The sequence below is a fragment of the Burkholderia sp. Ac-20344 genome (assembly GCF_017104975.1).
Classification (GTDB): Bacteria; Pseudomonadota; Gammaproteobacteria; order Burkholderiales; family Burkholderiaceae; genus Burkholderia.
This window is the reverse complement of the sequence record NZ_JAAGPP010000180.1, coordinates 1-15574: the sequence shown is the minus strand read 5'-3', so window position 1 is coordinate 15574 and position 15574 is coordinate 1. Positions and strand designations below refer to the sequence as shown.

Genomic DNA, 15574 nt, shown 5'->3' with positions numbered 1-15574 from the left:
CCGTAGGCGGTTGCCGCGGTGTCGCCGATCGCGACCGCCGGAAGCTGGAGACGCGCGCAGCGTCGCAGCAGGCACGCGGTGTCGGCGTCGGGCATGCCGCGCATGAACGGCAGCAACTCCAGTTCGTCGTCGTATTCGGCACGCAGTGCGCGCAGCCATCGTCCGGCGGCGAGCGGCAGGCATCCCGCCGACGCGATGCCGCACAACACGAGCAGGCGATCGTCGCGACCGTCGCGAATCGCGAGCAGCCGAGCGGCGATGCGGGACGAAGCGGGGGCCGCCGTCATCACGCGGCCGTACCGTCGGCGTGCGCGTCCGACCCGCTTGCGGCACGCGGATAGGCGCCGAGGACGCGCAGTTCGGCAGCGGCGAGCGCGATCTCGTCGAGCGCCGCGCGCACGTTCGGGTCGAGCGGGTGCCCGCCGAAATCGATGCAGTACCGATACGCATGGCCGCCCGCCCGTGCCGGCCGCACGTCGACCCACAGCAGCGGGGCGCGGTGGTGGGCGAGCGCATCGAATACGCGCGCGAGCGCGTCGGGCGCATCGGTCGGCCGCAGCACGATGCTCGTGCGGTCGTGGCCGGTCGGGGCGGGCGTCTGGCCGCCGACGATCACGAAGCGCGTGCGGTTGTCCGGGTGATCCTGGATTGCGCGGGATACGATTCGCAGTCCGTAAAGTTCGGCCGCCGGTTCGCCGGCGATCGCCGCGCAGTCGTACAGGTGCGCGGCCTCGCGCGCGGCCACCGCGTTGCTGGAAACGGGGATGCGGCGCAGGCCGGGCACATGCGTGTCGAGCCACGCGCGGCATTGCGCGAGTGCCTGCGGATGGCCGACCACGCTGTCGACGCCGGCGAGCGATCCGCTGGCGCTCAGCAGGCAGTGCGCGACCGGCAGTTCGATCTCGCCCGTGACGGGTGCCGCTTGCGCGATCAGCAGGTCGAGCGTGCGGGTCACGCTGCCTTCGGAGGAATTCTCGACCGGCACGACCGCGCATTGCGCGTCGCCGCGCGCGAGCGCTTCGAATACTGCGTCGATCGTTTCGTGCGCCTGCCCGCGGGCGAACTCGCCGAAGTGCCGCAGCATCGCGGCTTCGGTGTAGGTGCCCGACGGGCCGAGGAACGCGACGGACGGCAGCGATTGCGCGTCACGGCTCGCGCGAAACAGCGTTTGCCAGATGGCTTTCAGGTCACGGTCGCGCAGCCCCCACGGCGCGCGCGTGCACAGCTCGGCGACGATCGACGCTTCGCGGGCGGGCTGCTGCACCGCGAGCCCCGCATGCCGCTTGAGATGACCGATCTCGGTTGCATGCACGATGCGCTGGCCGATCAGCGCGAGCAGTTCGTCGTCGATCACGTCGATCTGCGCGCGGCGGCGCGCGATCGCATCGTCGACGGACGACGGGGCGGCAAGTTCGATCGGCGTCATGGCGTTTCGATCCGTGAAGTCGAGGAAACGGCCGGCCGGTGCGCGGCGATGTGCGCGGCCGCACCCGGCTGCACGCGCGCGACGGCGCGCTCGTATTCGGCCTCGAGCCGTTCGACGATCTCGGCGACGCTGAGTACCGCGTCCATCGCGCCGACGCCCTGGCCGGCGCCCCAGATGTCGCGCCACTGCTTCGCACCGCCTTCCGGCGAGAAATCGAGCTGCGCGCCGTCGACCCGCGCGAGCCGGCGCGCGTCGAGCCCGGCCGCCTCGATGCTCTGGCGCAGGTAGTTGCCGTGGACGCCGGTGAACGCATCGGTATAGATGATGTCGGCAGCGCTGGCTTCGACGATCGTGTCCTTGTATCGCTGCACGACGTTTGCTTCGTGCGATGCCAGGAAGCGCGTCCCGATGTACGCGAAGTCGGCGCCGAGCGCGCGAGCGGCGGCGATCGCGTCGCCGGTCGCGATCGCGCCGGACAGTGCGATGAAGCCGTCGTAGAAGCGCCGTACTTCCGTGACCAGCGCGAACGGCGACAGCGTGCCGGCGTGGCCGCCCGCACCCGCCGCGACGAGAACGAGGCCGTCGACGCCGGCTTCCAGCGCTTTCTGCGCATGCCGCACCGTCGTGACGTCGTGCAGCACGATTCCGCCGTAGGCGTGGATCGCGTCGACGATGTCGCGCGACGGTGCGCGCAGGCTCGTGATCATCAGCGGCACACGCCGCTCGATGCAGATGCGCAGATCCTGTTCGACGCGCGGATTCGACGGATGGCAGATGTGGTTGACCGCGTACGGGCCGACCGGCGCATCGGGATGGGCGTCCCGGTACGCACGCAGCGTGCCGTCGATCGTGTCGATCCAGTCGCCGAGCTGCGCGCTGAGCCGCGCGTTGAGCGCCGGAAATGCGCCGACGATCCCGCTCTTGCACTGGGCGAGCACCATCTCGGGATAGCTCGCGATCAGCATCGGAGACGCAATCACCGGCAGCCGGAGACCCTGTAGCGGAAGCGGAATCATGGTCGGGCTCCGGCTCGTTAGCGCGCGAGCGCCGCGCTGTCGCGCCGCTCGTCCAGGCGGCGATGGAAGCCGTCGCGGCTGACCGCGCAGCGCGTATGCACGCCTTCGCCGACCACGCCCACCGCGTCGCGCACTTCGACCCGGTACGTCATCATGCGGCCGTCGACCTCGATCAGTTCGGCGTCGACCGTCACTTCCCATTCGGGCGGCGTCGGGGCGAGATGCTTGATCTCGAAGTTGTAGCCCACCGTCATCTGCCCGTCCGGCAGCAGATGGTCGGTCGCCTGCATGCAGGTCTGCTCGATGAAGATGATCATGATCGGGCTCGCGAGCGCGTGCGCTTCGCCTCCCCATTGATCGGCGAGCGAAATCGTGTCGACGCGGTGGGTGGCGCGGGCGCGCAGGCCAGTCTGGATAGTCAAGAGAAACTCCTGAAGTGGTGGTGAAAGGTGAGCGGTCACGCCGCGCGGGCCGTGGCGGCTGCGCGTCGTTGCATCTGGCTGAAGATGTTCCGGTAATGCATTTCCTCGGTGCCGCCGGCCGAGCCCATTGCGAGCGCGTCGGCGACGAAGGTGGCGAGCGGGCCGTGCCGGTAGCCGTCGCTGCCGTGAATCGCCAGCAGATGCAGCGCGGCCTGCGCGAGATCGCGCGCACCCGCGAGCTTTGCGATCGAACAGTTCGCGAGTGCTTCGGGACGCTGCTCGACAAGCAGGTCGAGCGCGGCGCGCGCCGTCCAGCGGGTACGTTCGATGCCGACCTGGACATCGACCAGCCGGCGCTGCACATGCTGATGGGCGTCCAGCGCGACGCCGAGCGTCTTGCGGGCGCCGGTGTGGGCGAGTGCGTCGGCGAGGAACGGCTGGGTGACGTTCGCGCACAGCAGGCCGAACAGCGCGCGATTCATCGACGCGATGTCCATCAGCAGGCGCAGTCCGTCGCCGGGCGCACCGAGCAACTCGTCGGCCTCGACGCGTACGCCGGACAACGCGAGATCTCCGATCGGCAGATCCGTGACGCCGAGCGTTGCCTGCGGCGCACTGCGCTGCACGCCTGCGCGCTCGGGATCGATCAGCACCAGTGCGGTGGCCGGCTTGCCGTCGCCGGTCAGGGTCGCAACGATCATCATCAGGCGCGCTTCGGGCGCGTGGCTGATGTTGTACTTGTGGCCGTCGAGCCGGTAGTGGTCGCCGTCGCGCACGAGGCTGGTTTCGAGCGCGCGCACTTCGGTGCCGGTGCCTTTCTCCGAGATCGCCGTGGCGCCGATGGCGCCGGACAGCAGCGGCGGCAGATGCCGCGCGCGCTGCGCATCGGAACCGTGTGCGACGATCGCGCGAATCAGCGTCGCCTGGTTGGCGAGCGCCATCGCGAAGCCGACGGAGCGCAGCGCCGCGGCGATCGTTTCGAACGCGTCGACGAAGTCGCGCCACGTGCCTCCCGCACCGCCGAGTTCGCGCGGTACCGGCAGGCGCCACAGTCCCGCCTCGGACAAGGCATCCCAGGCATCGCGATGGAATGCGCCGGAAGGGGCGGACCGCGCATGGCGTTCGGCGATGTCGCGGAACGTGGCGGCCGTCGTGTGCGGTGCGTCGCTGGCAGTGATAGTCATATCGGGGCGCGAGACTTTGCATGGATCGTGTCGCCAATCTAATGAAAAGCCCCCGGCCGAGAAACTGTCAGTTATTGCACTCCGGTGCGGCGCGCATCAGTGGGTGATCCGGGCGAAATAAGCGACGTGACGAACGACGGGGCACGCGTGTCGAACGAGGCCGTGACGCCGGTTGCACGCATCATTGCGGAGGATTGCTGCGAGAGTCGGGGGCTTCTGCGATGGGAAATGATGGAGCGTTGGCCGGTGAAGGTGATGCCGCGCGTCGATCGCGATGGCGAGACGGTGCCCGGTTGTCGATGCAATTTCAATGCGGGTGGATTCGATTGAGTTCGCACTGCATATTATTTGAAAAAGATTCGGTTCGAACTGCACCGGTTCTCATGAGGGGAAGGTGGGCGGCATGCCAGTTGCGCACGAGGGTGACAACCGTACCGGTGATGCATCGAAGGGCCGAACGGCGCGAATGCGGTGACGAAATTCCAGACGTGGTGGAGTCAGTGTGTCGTGAGCGGCAATACGTCCGCGCCGGATGCCAGGACGCGTACTGCTGCCGGGCGCACTTGCGTTGCATCGGGGCGCTCGACGATGAAATCCGGAATGAAAATGATCATACGATTCGGGCCGCCCGATCTTGCTGTCCTGTCCTGACGATCGGGCAAACATTCCCAGCTTGCTCTCGTGAAATTGCCGTGCTAATTTTTCATGAAATTTCTCTGCGTAAATTTCACGGGAGTTCGCATGTTCGTGCAGTCCGACCGTCACGTCGCAAGCTACTACGCCGGCACCTACCCGGCGCCGATCCCGCATCGGCCGGAACTGGACGAACGCATCGACGCCGACGTGCTCGTCGTCGGCGCGGGTTTTAGCGGGCTGCATACGGCGTTGCGCCTGGCGCTTGCGGGCAAGCGCGTCGTCGTGCTCGAAGCGAGCCGCGTCGCATGGGCCGCGTCGGGCCGCAACGGCGGGCAGGCGCTGCTCGGCTGGTCGTGCGACATGCAGCCGCTCGAGGATTCGCTCGGCCGCGACGGCGCGCGTCTGCTGTGGGACAGCATGCGCTGGGCCGCGGCCGAGGTGCGCGAACTGCCGGCGCGGCACGGTTTCGACATCGACTACCGGCCCGGCAGCCTGTGGGCGGCGGTGCGGCCGCGGCGCGTCGCGATGCTCGCGCAGGCCCGCGACGAAGCGGCCGAGCGCTGGGGCTACGACCGGCTGCGCGTGATCGGCCAGGCCGACCTGCCCGAATGGATCGGCGGCACGCGCTATCTTGCGGCGTTGCACGACCCCGAGGCCGGCCACCTGAATCCGCTGAAGCTCGCGCTCGGCCTCGCGCAGACGATCGAGCGCGCGGGCGGCCGCATCTTCGAGCAGAGCCGCGTGCTCGACTGCCGCGAGACGGCCGGCGGCCACGTTGCCCGCACGGCGCGCGGCGAAGTGCGCGCGGACGTGCTCGTGCTGGCCTGCAACGCGTATGTCGACCGGCTCGATCGCGACCTCGCGCGCCGGCTGCTGCCGGTCGGCACGTACCAGGTCGCGACCGCGCCGCTCGCGCCCGACGTCGCCCGTTCGCTGCTGCCGCAGAACAGTTGCGTGATCGACAACCAGTTCGTGCCCGACTACTTCCGCCTGAGCCCCGACAACCGGCTGCTGTTCGGCGGCGGCTGCACGTATCTCGGCGGCATTCCGGCCGATATCGCGGCGGCCACGCGCCCGCACCTCGAACGCGTGTTTCCGCAACTGGCCGGCGTGCCGCTCGATTACGCGTGGGGCGGCCATATCGACATCAGCATGCGCCGCACGCCGGACATCGGCCGCCACGGCCAGCGTTTCTGGCTGCAGGGTTTCTCGGGGCACGGCGTGCTGCCGACGCTCGCGGGCGCGCGCGCGGTCGCCGACGCCGTGCTCGGCGACGAACGCCTGCTCGCGCAATACCAGCGCATCCGCAACCCGCGCTTCCCCGGCGGCGACCGGCTCGCCGCGCCGCTGGAAGCGATCGGCAAGGCCTGGTACCGTTTGCGCGATACCGTCTGACTGCACCGGAACCCACCATGAATGAACAGGAAGAGATAGAAAGCCTGGCGATCCTGATCCGCGACCTGCGCAAGCATCGCAAGGTCACGCTCAACGATCTCGCGGAACGGATCGGCCGCTCGGTCGGCTTTCTGTCGCAGGTCGAGCGCGGACTGTCGCGCCCGACGGTTGCGGATCTCACCGCGATCGGCGAAGCGCTCGGCGTGCCGACCACTTATTTCTACAGCCTGAGCAAGCCGCGCAGCGTACCGTGGGTGACACGGCCCGACGAGCGCCGCACCGTGTATTACGCGGGCGGCATTACCGACATCCTCGTGTCGCCGAACATGCGCTCGCGCTTCTCGATCCTCGAAAGCCACCTCGCCCCGGGTGCGAGCAGCGGCGAGCGGCCCGTCGACGACAGCGACGAGCAGGGCGGTTTCGTGCTCGAAGGAGAACTGACGATCTGGATCGATGGCGACGATACACCCATCACGATTGGCCCGAACGACGCCTTCCAGCTTCCCGCGCATAAGCGTTTTCGCTATGCGAACCTGACCGACGCGCCGACGCGCGTGATCTGGGTATTCACCTGAGTGGCCGGCGGGGCGGGCGGTGTTGCAGGCCGCCGCGCCACGCAGCCTATTTGCAGTACTGATTGAAATGCGGCGTTCGTTGTCGAGTGCGCCGCGTGAATCCGGTTCGCCGCGCTGCGGCACCCCCATACAAGACATGGAAAGGATGAGACATGGCTGACGTCGTTCCCGCGCTGGTCGGTGAAGTCCGCGCATTCCGGCAGGCGCACCCCGAGATCCGTTATGTCGACCTGATCTGCCTCGACCTGCCCGGGCATTTCTACGGCAAGCGCTACCCGATCGATGCGCTCGAGAAGGTCGCGGCCGGCTCGCTGCTGAAGCTGCCGCAGAACTGCATCCTGCTCGGCACGCAGGGCGGGCTCTACAAGATCGGCGACTACTGTTTCAACGACGGCGATCCGGACGCCGTGCGCCGGCTGATCCCCGGCACGCTGAAGCCGGTGACCTGGGAAAAGCAGCCGCTCGGCCAGATGCTGATCACGACGGACGGTACCGAAGCACCGGTCGAGTTCGAGCCGCGCGAGGTGCTTGCGCGCGTGCTGAAGCGGCTCGCGCGGCGCAGCATCCGGCCGGTCGTCGCGTTCGAGCTCGAGTTCTACCTGTTCGATGCGCAGCTCGAAGAGGGGATGCCGAAGTATCCGCGCGACCGCCTGTCCGATGATCGCGACGATCAGCCGAACATGCATATCGAGCGGCTGTCGCGCTTCTCCGACGTGCTGCACGAGATGGTCGACGTCGCCTGCTTGCAGGGAATCGACGCGACCGTGATCACCGCCGAGCTCGGGCCGGGCCAGTTCGAGATCAACTTCGGCCATTGCGACGACGGGCTGCGCGCGGCCGACTGGTCGGCGATGTTCTGCCGCAGCACGCGCGGCGTCGCGTTGCAGCACGGCTATCGCGCGAGCTTCATGGGCAAGCCGTACCTGCATGCGCCGGGCAGCGGGATGCACGTGCACGTGAGCCTCTACGACGAAGCAGGGCGCAACCTGCTTGCGGCGGACGGGCAGCGGCCGCTGCGGCACGCGGTGGCCGGATGCCTCGCGCTGCTGCCGCACTGCATGCCCGTGTTCGCGCCGAATCACAACGCGTTCCGGCGTTACGGATCGATGGTGAACGCGGCGAGCCGCGCGAGCTGGGGCTTCGAGGATCGCGACGCGTGCATCCGGATTCCCGAGTCGGATGCACGCAACCTGCGGATCGAGCACCGGCTCGCGAGTGCGGACGCGAACCCGTACCTCGTGCTCGCGGCGATTCTCTCCGGGATGGAGCACGGGCTCGATGCGAAGCGCGAGCCGATTGCGCCGCTCAACGAGGATCGCGGCAGCGGGATCGATTTTCCGAAGGAGATGCTGTCGGCCGTCGCCGAGATGCAGGATCATGCGGCCGTGCGCGAAGGGCTCGGCAGCGAGTTCGTGATGGTGTATTGCGAGAACAAGCGGCAGGAGGAGCTGGATTTTCGCAATGAGATTGGCACGCGGGAATATCGGTGGTTTCTGTAGGACACGCTGGGGCCGGGATTTCCGCCTGACGATGCCACCTGGTTGCCGTTGTTGATTGGCGCATCAGGTTCTTGTCGGCCGCGGGCCAGCATCATCGGCAGGCCCGCGCCCCACGCGCGCGCGCTTCGATCTCGGCGATCGGATCGGCCTGCCGGGCGGCAGGTGCGCGTGCCGCTGGAGATGGAGCCGGCGCCGCTGGAACTGCTGGCCGCCTATTCGAGCCGCAATTCGGTCAACGCGAAGATCCGCGAGTTGCTGCAGTTGATGCAGGCGCGTCTGGCCGTAGCGGTGGCGATGCCGTCATGACGATTGTTTCGGCAATGCGCGCCAGTAGCGCACTTCGTCGATTGGCGCACCGTCGATCTCGAACGTCTTGATGTCGTCTTCGGCGACGAATCCCTCGCGTTCATAGAATGCCCGTGCACGATGGTTCTTGACCAGCACCCAGAGCGACACCCATTCATGGCCGATGTCATGCAGCGCACGGCATGCATGGTCGACCAGTGCCGCGCCGACCCCTTGCCCGCAATGCGCCGGATGCAGATAGATCGCTTCGATTTCGCCCCAGGTGCGATCCTTGTCGGTGTCGCGCGTCGGGCCGTACGCGATCCAGCCTGTCGGGCCGCTTTCCGCGTACGCGAACGCGAGCGCAACACGCGGCCGTCCGGCATCGAGCGCGTAGCGCCACGACGCGGTGCGCTTTTCGACCGACAGGCCGGCGAGGAACGGGGCCGGCATGATGCCCGGATAGGTGGCCTGCCACGATGCGACGTGGATGGCGGCGATGGCCGGGGCATCGGCGGGCGTGGCCGGGCGGATGTCGATGTTCCTCGTGTTCGGTGTCATGTGTACTCCGCCTGATCGGTTACCGTGTGCCGAGTCGTCGTGCGAGGGATTCAATTCGCCGGATCAAGACTTCCGTCGATCGAAAAACGGTAGTTGATATCCACCAGCGATGTATCGCCCGGTGCGTCGGTTTGCTTCAGCACGAATTCGAACGCAGGTTCGAACCAGCCGTTGCGCGGGACTTCGCCACCGAGGATCTCGACCGCATACCAGCCGTTGTCGATCTTAATTGCGGGCTGGCCCGGTTCGCGGTAACGCGCGAGCAGTGCGTCGACCGTTGCGTCGTTGAGGCGCTCGAGAATCCGCCACGTATAGAGCATGATCGAACGATGTTCGACGCGCAGCACGTACCCGCCGCGCCGATGCTGCAGGCGGCTTCCCGTTTTCAGCAATTCGGGTGTTGCGTCATCCAGTGTGAAGATGACCGTGTACGGATGGTTCTCGATGCCGGCCAGCGGAATGACGACGCCTTCCAGCACGGCGCGGTCGCCGCTGTCGTTCGTCGTGAACGCCGTCGCGACGTCGTCCGACAGCCCGTGCCGTTCCTGGAAGCGCTTCAGCAGCAGAAGATCGCCGACGAGAAAATAATCGACCAGATCGTTGAGGACTTCGGAGAATTCATGTCGCATCGCCGCTCCTTTCGCGGTGCCGAAGCGCAGGGATCGCAAGGGCATGAAGCGCCGCGCCGCGAAACGCTTCGCGGCGCGGCACGCGCGAAGCCCTTAATCGCCGAGCTTCGACGTCACGCAACCCGTGCTCGTGCACTCGCGTTCACGATCGCGCAGGAACGACAGCCGCGACTGCGTCATGTCGGTCGCGCACTGGAGATCCACGAGGTAGCCGTTGTTGCGCGTCTCGCTGCACTGTGCATCGCGTTGCTTCAGCCACGCGAGCTGGCCGGCCTTCAGCGTCGCCTGCTGGTCGCTGCTCAGTTGCTTGCGCAGGCGGCCGTATTCGTCGTTGAGGTCACGGTCGGTCTGCGAGAACTGGGTGCTGCTGCAGTACACCTGGTCGAACGCGCTGTGCGGCTTCGCGCAGCCGGCCGCGTGCGCGGCAAACGGAACGGCAAGCGCGAGCAATGCGCAGGATGCGAGCAGATTCTTCATTTTCATGGTGATGCTCCTGACTGGGTGAAAACCGTTGGCCCGGCGGGCGTTATCGTGGTTTATTGCTGAGGTACCGTGCACGCGTCGATGCCGCCCGCGATCGCAGTGGACAGCTTCTGGATCGTCTCGCGACGCGCCAGCCGTGCTTCCTCGTCCGGGTTGACGATCACGCCGGCTTCGACGAGCACGGCCGGAATCGGCGCGGTGCGCAGCACGACGAGATCGTCGAAGCGGTGGATGCCGAGTTGCGGGTCGATCAGCGGCCGATTCTCGCCGCGGATCGGCTGTGCGTGATACAGCGACGGCCGCTCGCCGGCCGCGACCAGCCGCTCGGCGATCGCCTTCGCGCAACGCAGGCTTTCCGCATAGTGCGGATTGCGTTCCGACACGAACACCGAGAAGCCGCGGAATTCGCGCTGCCGTCCCGCATCGATGAACTGCTGCTGCATCGAATCGTGATGGATCGATACGAACAGGTTCGCGTCGGGCGCCTGCGTCGAACGCTGGTCGAGCGTGATCTCGCGGCCGTCGGCCGACGTGCGCAGCACGCGGTCGCCATGGGCTGTGAGTTTCTCGGCGACCGCCGCGGACAGATCGAGGTTGTACAGGTATTCGACGCGTCCGCTCGCGCCGGTGGAGCCGGGGTGCGCCGGCGTGTGGCCGGTGTCGACGACGATGTGGCGGCCGGCGGCGGACGCGGCGCCGGTGGTGGCTGCGGTGTCGGCCGCATGCAGCGCCAGCGGCGCGCCGAGCAGCGGGGCGCATGCGAGCACGCGCGCGGCAGCGCGCACGAACGGGCGAAGGCGTCGGATGGTTCGGTTCTTCATTGTTGTTGTCGAGGAGGGCATACGGCGCGTCGAACGACGCGGTACCGTCGGCCTGCTCAATGCAGTCGGAATGTCGCGCGATTATAGCGGGTGGCGGCGACGCCGCAATGACGGATGACGACCGTCAGGCCAGCACGCGCCGGGCGGCGCGCACGCCCCAGTACGACGCTTCCTCGAACAGCGACAGCCCGGACAGGTCCGCATGCGCGAACACGACGGGGCCGTCGGCATCGCGCAGCGCGAGCAGCCCCGGCCGGCTCAGGAAGCCGACATCGGGCGTCGCCATCGCGTGACCGCGCACGGTGATCTCGAGCGCCGTCGCGTGTTTCCACAGATTGCGACCGTATACGGCCTGCAGGTCGATCGCCGCCTGTTCGCGCAACGCATCCGGTTTGGCCTGCGCGAGCCAGCGGCGCGTGTCGTCCGGTGCTTGCGCGCTCAACGCCTGGTACGAGGAGAACACCGAGCGGGTCGGCGGCGACATGCGGATCAGCTGGTGCGTCGACACGACATAGCCGAGCCCCGCGCCGTCGTAGACGACGTTGTCCCACGCGAGCGGCACGCCCGCTTCTTCGGCCGGCATGCCGTCGAGCAGGAAGTTGGACACGAGCCACGGCGCGCGCGGCGGCAGGTCGCGCGCGGGGTCGAAGCCGTACGCGGCAAGCTGCGGAAACACGCGCGCCGCGACGAACAGCGGCATCGCGCACACGACGCGCCGCGCCTTCAGCGTGAACGTCGACAGCGCGCCGTCGTCGCCGATGCGCGCGCACAGCACGTCGACGCCGCCCGCGCGTTCGGTCGCGCGCACCGCGAAGCCGTCGCGCGACCATGCGTTCGAGCCGGCGCGCGCGGTGATCGAATCGCTCAGCTTCGTCACCATCGTGTACAGCCCGTCGGGCCAGGTCAGCACCGCGCCGTCGCCCGCATCGCCCGCGTGGCCGCCGCGCGACGAGAAATAGTGCAGGCCGGCCCATGCGGACACGTGCTCGTACTCGGCGCCGTAGTCGTCGCGGCAGCAGTAGTTCAGGTACCAGTGCAGCGCCTTCGCGGTGTAGCCCTCGTCGAGCAGCCACTGGCGCAACGAGCGCCGGTCGAGTGCGCGCCAGCGCGGATCGCGCGACGATTCCGCGATCGGGATGCAGAACACCTTGCGGCCATCGGCGCCGCGCGCGGTGCGCAGCCCGTCCGTGTACGCGAAAAAGCGTGCCTGTTGTGCGAGTTCGTCGGCGCCGAGGCCGGTTGTCGGCACGATGCCGTCCTGCCACTGGCCGGCGATGAAGAGGCGTTCGTCGGGCGCATGGACGAGCACGCGTTCGTCGTACACCGGGTGCGCGGAGAACGGCGCCGATTCGATCGCGCCGAGATCGGCGAGCATGTCGCGCAGATGCGTGGATTCGAGCGACGGCAGGGGCAGGTAGTGCGCGCCTTTCGGATAGCCGAGATCGCCGAATCGGCCGCCGGATGCATTGCCGCCGAATTCGGGGCCCGCGAGCACCGTGAAGCGCTTGTGCCCCGCGCGCGCGAGCTGCCATGCGCACGACAGCCCGGCGGCACCCGCGCCGAGGATCGCGACGTCGGTCTCGATCGTGCCGGACGGCGGCGGCAGCGTCGCATGGTCGCGCAACGCATGGCCTTCGCGCATGCCCGGGTAGCCGACATGCGGTGTCGTCTCGATCCAGCCGGTGCGCCCGCAGGCGGCGAGCGACGCGGCCGCCGACGCGACGAGGAACGTGCGGCGGTCCATCAGCGCAGCACGTGTTTCCAGTCGTCGTCGAAACGGCGCACGAGCGGCTGGTCGTTGAGTTCGTTCGGCGACATCGGCAGCGCCGGCATGTCGGCCGGGAAGTGGAACATCTCGGCGGCCGTCTGCGCGTCGAGCCAGCGCGTGGGCACCGAGTAGTGCGTCGGCACCGTGAAGTCGCGGCGCTTGCCGGCAACCACGAAGCCCCAGTCGCCGAACGACGGCACGTAGCAGTGGTACGGCCACGTGTTGAGCCCGGCTTCGTGCAGCGTCGCGATGATGGTCCAGTATGCATGCGGCGCGAAATACGGCGAGGTCGACTGGATCACCGCGTAGCCGTTTTCCGACAGGTGGCGTGCGAGCAGCCGGAACACGGGCACCGAATACAGCCGGCCGAGCCCGAAGTTGGTCGGGTCGGGGAAGTCGACGACGATCGCGTCGTACACGTCGGCGTTCGATTCGAGCCAGCGCACCGCGTCGTCGTTGATCACGTGCACGCGCGGGTCCTTCAGCGAGCCCTGGTTCAGCTTGACGAGCGGTGCGGAGGTGGAGAACAGCTTCGTCATCGCGGGATCGAGATCGACGAGCGTGATCTGTTCGAGGTTGCGGTGCTTCAGCAGTTCGCGCACCGCGAGGCCGTCGCCGCCGCCGAGCACGAGCACGCGCTTCGCCCACGGCAGCGCCTCGATCGTCGGGTGGATCAGCGCCTCGTGATAGCGATGCTCGTCGCGCGACGAGAACTGCAGGTTGCCGTTCAGGTACAGCCGCAGGTCGTCGTGCCACTGCGTGAGCACGATGCGCTGGTACGGCGTCGTTTCCGAATAGATCGTCTCGTCGCCGTATACGCCGTGTTCGGCCCAGTGCGTGATGCGGTCCGACAGCGCGAAGCCGGCGACGAGCAGCCCGATCACGAGCGACGCGCGCATCAGCTTGCCGCGCACGTTGCGGATCTCGTCGCGGAACAGGTGCGTCGTCCACAGTGCGACGAACGCGTTCAGGAGACCGAACAGGAAGCTCGTGCGCAGCAGGCCGAGACGCGGCGCGAGCACCAGCGGGAAGATCAGCGACACGGCGAGCGAGCCGAGATAGTCGAAGGTCAGCACTTCGCTGACGGTATGGCGGAACGCCTGGCGCCGCTGCTGGAACGCACGCATCACGAGCGGGATCTCCATCCCGATCAGCAGGCCGAGCGCCAGCACGAGTGCATAGAGCGCCGCGCGGAACGGCGCGGCGAGCCACGCGAACACCGCGAACAGCAGCGCGGCCGAGACGCCGCCGAGCAGGCCGACGAGCAGTTCGATGTCGACGAAGCGGTCGAGCACGTCGTCGTCCTCGACGAACTTCGCGAGCCACGAGCCGATCCCCATCGCGAACAGGTAGCAGCCGATCACCGACGAGAACTGCAGGATCGAATCGCCGAGCAGGTAGCTGGACAGCGCGCTGCTGATCAGTTCGTAGCCGAGCCCGCACGACGCGAGCACGAGAATCGACAGGACGAGCGCACGCCTATGCAGCATGGTGCGTCCGTTGTGCAGCGGTCGGCAATGTGGATATACTGGCGCGGAATTTTGAGGGGCGGCCATCCGTCCGCTGGCCCTGCGCGGGCCGGCCGGCGACGGGGCGGCGAACCGAGCACAAAATCCGAGGGAAAGAATGAATAGTGCCTATCTCTATGCGGTTCATTTACTGTCGGCGTTCGTGCTGCTTCTTGTGTTCGCGGCAGTGTACCTGAAGGTCACCCCGTTCGACGAACTGGCGCTGATCCGCGACGGCAACGCCGCCGCGACGCTGTCGTTCGGCGGTGCGCTGATCGGCTTTTGCCTGACGCTCGCGTCCAGCATCGCGCACAACTCGACGCTCGGCGAAGTCGTGATCTGGGCCGTCGGCGCGATGATCGTGCAACTGATCACCTATGCGGTGTTGACCCGCCTGATACCCGGCATGAATCATGCGATCGAAGATCGCAACGTCGCGATGGGTGGCCTGATGGGCGCCGCGTCGCTCGTCGTCGGCATCATCAATGCCGCCTGCCTGACCTGACGCGCCACGCGTTTCGAGGAGACCGACATGAGTCTGGGATCGTTTATCCGCAAGCAGTTCATCGACGTCCTGCAATGGACGGAAGACACCGACGGCGTGCTGGCCTGGCGCTATCCGATGGAAGACCAGGAAATCCAGTACGGCGGCAAGCTGACCGTACGCGAAACGCAGGTCGCGATCTTCGTCAACGAAGGCAAGGTCGCCGACGTCTTCCAGCCGGGGCTGTACACGCTGGAAACGAACACGCTGCCGGTGCTCACGTACCTGAAGAACTGGGACAAATTCTTTCAGTCGCCCTTCAAGTCGGACGTCTATTTCTTCAGCACGCGGCTGCAGCTCGGCCGCCGCTGGGGCACCGCGCAGCCGGTGACGATCCGCGATCGCGAATTCGGCTTCGTGCAGGTGCGCGCGTTCGGCATCTACTCGTACCGGATCGTCGACGCGGGCGCGTTCCATCGCGAAGTCAGCGGCACGCGCGCGCAGTACACGGTCGACGATCTCGAACAGCAGTTGCGCAACCTGGTCGTCACCGCGATGAGCACGACGTTCGGCTCGTCCGACGTGCCGTTCGTCGACATGGCCGCGAACCAGACGCTGCTGTCGCAGCGCGTCGCCGAGGCGCTGGTGCCGGTGTTCACGCGCTACGGCCTCGCGCTCGACGCGTTCGCGGTCGAAAGCGTGTCGCTGCCGGCCGAGCTGCAGAAGGCGCTCGACCTGCGGATCGGCGCGGGCATGGCCGGCGATCTTGCGCGCGCCACGCAATACCAGACCGCGCAGGCGATTCCGCTCGCCGCGCAGAACCCGGGCGGCATTGCCGGGGTCGGCGCGGGGCTCGCCGCGGGCGCGGCGATCGGGCAGGCA

At 67.6% G+C, this 15574-nt stretch carries 17 protein-coding genes and 1 pseudogene; 7 read left to right on the top strand and 11 right to left on the bottom strand.

The window, feature by feature from the left end; genetic code table 11:
• The 5 genes from G3N64_RS34400 to G3N64_RS34380 all read right to left on the bottom strand — a co-directional run.
• On the bottom strand, positions 1 to 287 hold a 287-nt coding region (locus G3N64_RS34400; protein WP_205788135.1), incomplete at its 3' end, for a hypothetical protein.
• The gene (gene pheA, locus G3N64_RS34395) at positions 287 to 1426 is read right to left on the bottom strand and encodes a prephenate dehydratase (RefSeq protein ID WP_205788134.1); all 1140 of its coding nucleotides are present in this window, start codon (positions 1424 to 1426) and stop codon (positions 287 to 289) included. The genes G3N64_RS34400 and pheA, both read right to left, overlap by 1 nt.
• Positions 1423 to 2442, bottom strand: a complete 1020-nt coding sequence (locus tag G3N64_RS34390) for a nitronate monooxygenase family protein (protein WP_205788133.1) — start codon at positions 2440 to 2442, stop codon at positions 1423 to 1425. Before G3N64_RS34390 ends, pheA begins: the two co-directional genes overlap by 4 nt.
• Positions 2443 to 2459: 17 nt before the next feature.
• Entirely contained in the window at positions 2460 to 2864 is a 405-nt protein-coding gene (locus G3N64_RS34385; protein ID WP_205788132.1) for a hotdog domain-containing protein, read from the bottom strand.
• Positions 2865 to 2899: 35 nt separating this feature from the next.
• Positions 2900 to 4048 (bottom strand): acyl-CoA dehydrogenase family protein, encoded by a 1149-nt coding sequence (locus G3N64_RS34380; RefSeq protein ID WP_205788131.1) that lies wholly within the window; start codon positions 4046 to 4048, stop codon positions 2900 to 2902.
• A gap of 99 nt (positions 4049 to 4147) precedes the next feature.
• On the opposite strand from G3N64_RS34380, the gene G3N64_RS34375 reads away from it, so the two are divergent.
• From G3N64_RS34375 to G3N64_RS34355, 5 genes and pseudogenes are all read left to right on the top strand, one after another.
• A complete protein-coding gene (locus tag G3N64_RS34375) occupies positions 4148 to 4378 on the top strand; it encodes a hypothetical protein (protein WP_205788130.1) in 231 nt (76 codons plus the stop codon).
• A gap of 411 nt (positions 4379 to 4789) precedes the next feature.
• On the top strand, positions 4790 to 6079 hold the full coding sequence (locus G3N64_RS34370) for an FAD-binding oxidoreductase (RefSeq protein ID WP_205788129.1): 1290 nt from the start codon (positions 4790 to 4792) through the stop codon (positions 6077 to 6079).
• Positions 6080 to 6096: 17 nt separating this feature from the next.
• Positions 6097 to 6654 (top strand): XRE family transcriptional regulator, encoded by a 558-nt coding sequence (locus G3N64_RS34365; protein WP_205788128.1) that lies wholly within the window; start codon positions 6097 to 6099, stop codon positions 6652 to 6654.
• Positions 6655 to 6806: 152 nt separating this feature from the next.
• Positions 6807 to 8153: a glutamine synthetase family protein gene (locus G3N64_RS34360; RefSeq protein ID WP_205788127.1), complete on the top strand. Its 1347-nt coding sequence runs from the start codon at positions 6807 to 6809 to the stop codon at positions 8151 to 8153.
• A gap of 153 nt (positions 8154 to 8306) precedes the next feature.
• A pseudogene (locus tag G3N64_RS34355) lies at positions 8307 to 8459 on the top strand (LysR family transcriptional regulator); the annotation flags it as partial.
• On the opposite strand, the gene G3N64_RS34350 reads toward G3N64_RS34355, so the two are convergent.
• The 6 genes from G3N64_RS34350 to G3N64_RS34325 form a co-directional block, all read right to left on the bottom strand.
• Positions 8454 to 8999, bottom strand: coding sequence for a GNAT family N-acetyltransferase (locus G3N64_RS34350; RefSeq protein ID WP_205788126.1), 546 nt, complete (start codon positions 8997 to 8999; stop codon positions 8454 to 8456). The pseudogene G3N64_RS34355 and the gene G3N64_RS34350 overlap by 6 nt on opposite strands.
• A gap of 50 nt (positions 9000 to 9049) precedes the next feature.
• On the bottom strand, positions 9050 to 9628 hold the full coding sequence (locus G3N64_RS34345; protein WP_205788125.1) for a hypothetical protein: 579 nt from the start codon (positions 9626 to 9628) through the stop codon (positions 9050 to 9052).
• A gap of 93 nt (positions 9629 to 9721) precedes the next feature.
• Positions 9722 to 10111 carry a lysozyme inhibitor LprI family protein gene (locus G3N64_RS34340; RefSeq protein WP_205788124.1) on the bottom strand — a complete coding sequence of 130 codons (390 nt, stop codon included), beginning with the start codon at positions 10109 to 10111 and terminating at the stop codon, positions 9722 to 9724.
• A 53-nt stretch (positions 10112 to 10164) separates the two neighbouring features.
• Positions 10165 to 10932, bottom strand: a complete 768-nt coding sequence (locus G3N64_RS34335; RefSeq protein WP_205788123.1) for an N-acetylmuramoyl-L-alanine amidase — start codon at positions 10930 to 10932, stop codon at positions 10165 to 10167.
• A 124-nt stretch (positions 10933 to 11056) separates the two neighbouring features.
• Entirely contained in the window at positions 11057 to 12676 is a 1620-nt protein-coding gene (locus G3N64_RS34330; RefSeq protein WP_205788122.1) for an NAD(P)/FAD-dependent oxidoreductase, read from the bottom strand.
• Positions 12676 to 14190, bottom strand: coding sequence for a polyamine aminopropyltransferase (locus G3N64_RS34325; protein WP_205788121.1), 1515 nt, complete (start codon positions 14188 to 14190; stop codon positions 12676 to 12678). The genes G3N64_RS34330 and G3N64_RS34325 overlap by 1 nt, the downstream gene beginning before the upstream one ends.
• Positions 14191 to 14326: 136 nt before the next feature.
• Here G3N64_RS34325 and G3N64_RS34320 point away from each other — a divergent pair, with 136 nt between their 5' ends.
• Together G3N64_RS34320 and G3N64_RS34315 are read left to right on the top strand one after the other, a co-directional pair.
• Positions 14327 to 14713, top strand: coding sequence for a DUF350 domain-containing protein (locus tag G3N64_RS34320; RefSeq protein WP_205788120.1), 387 nt, complete (start codon positions 14327 to 14329; stop codon positions 14711 to 14713).
• A gap of 27 nt (positions 14714 to 14740) precedes the next feature.
• Positions 14741 to 15574: SPFH domain-containing protein (locus G3N64_RS34315; protein ID WP_205788119.1), on the top strand; the 834-nt coding region annotated here is incomplete at its 3' end.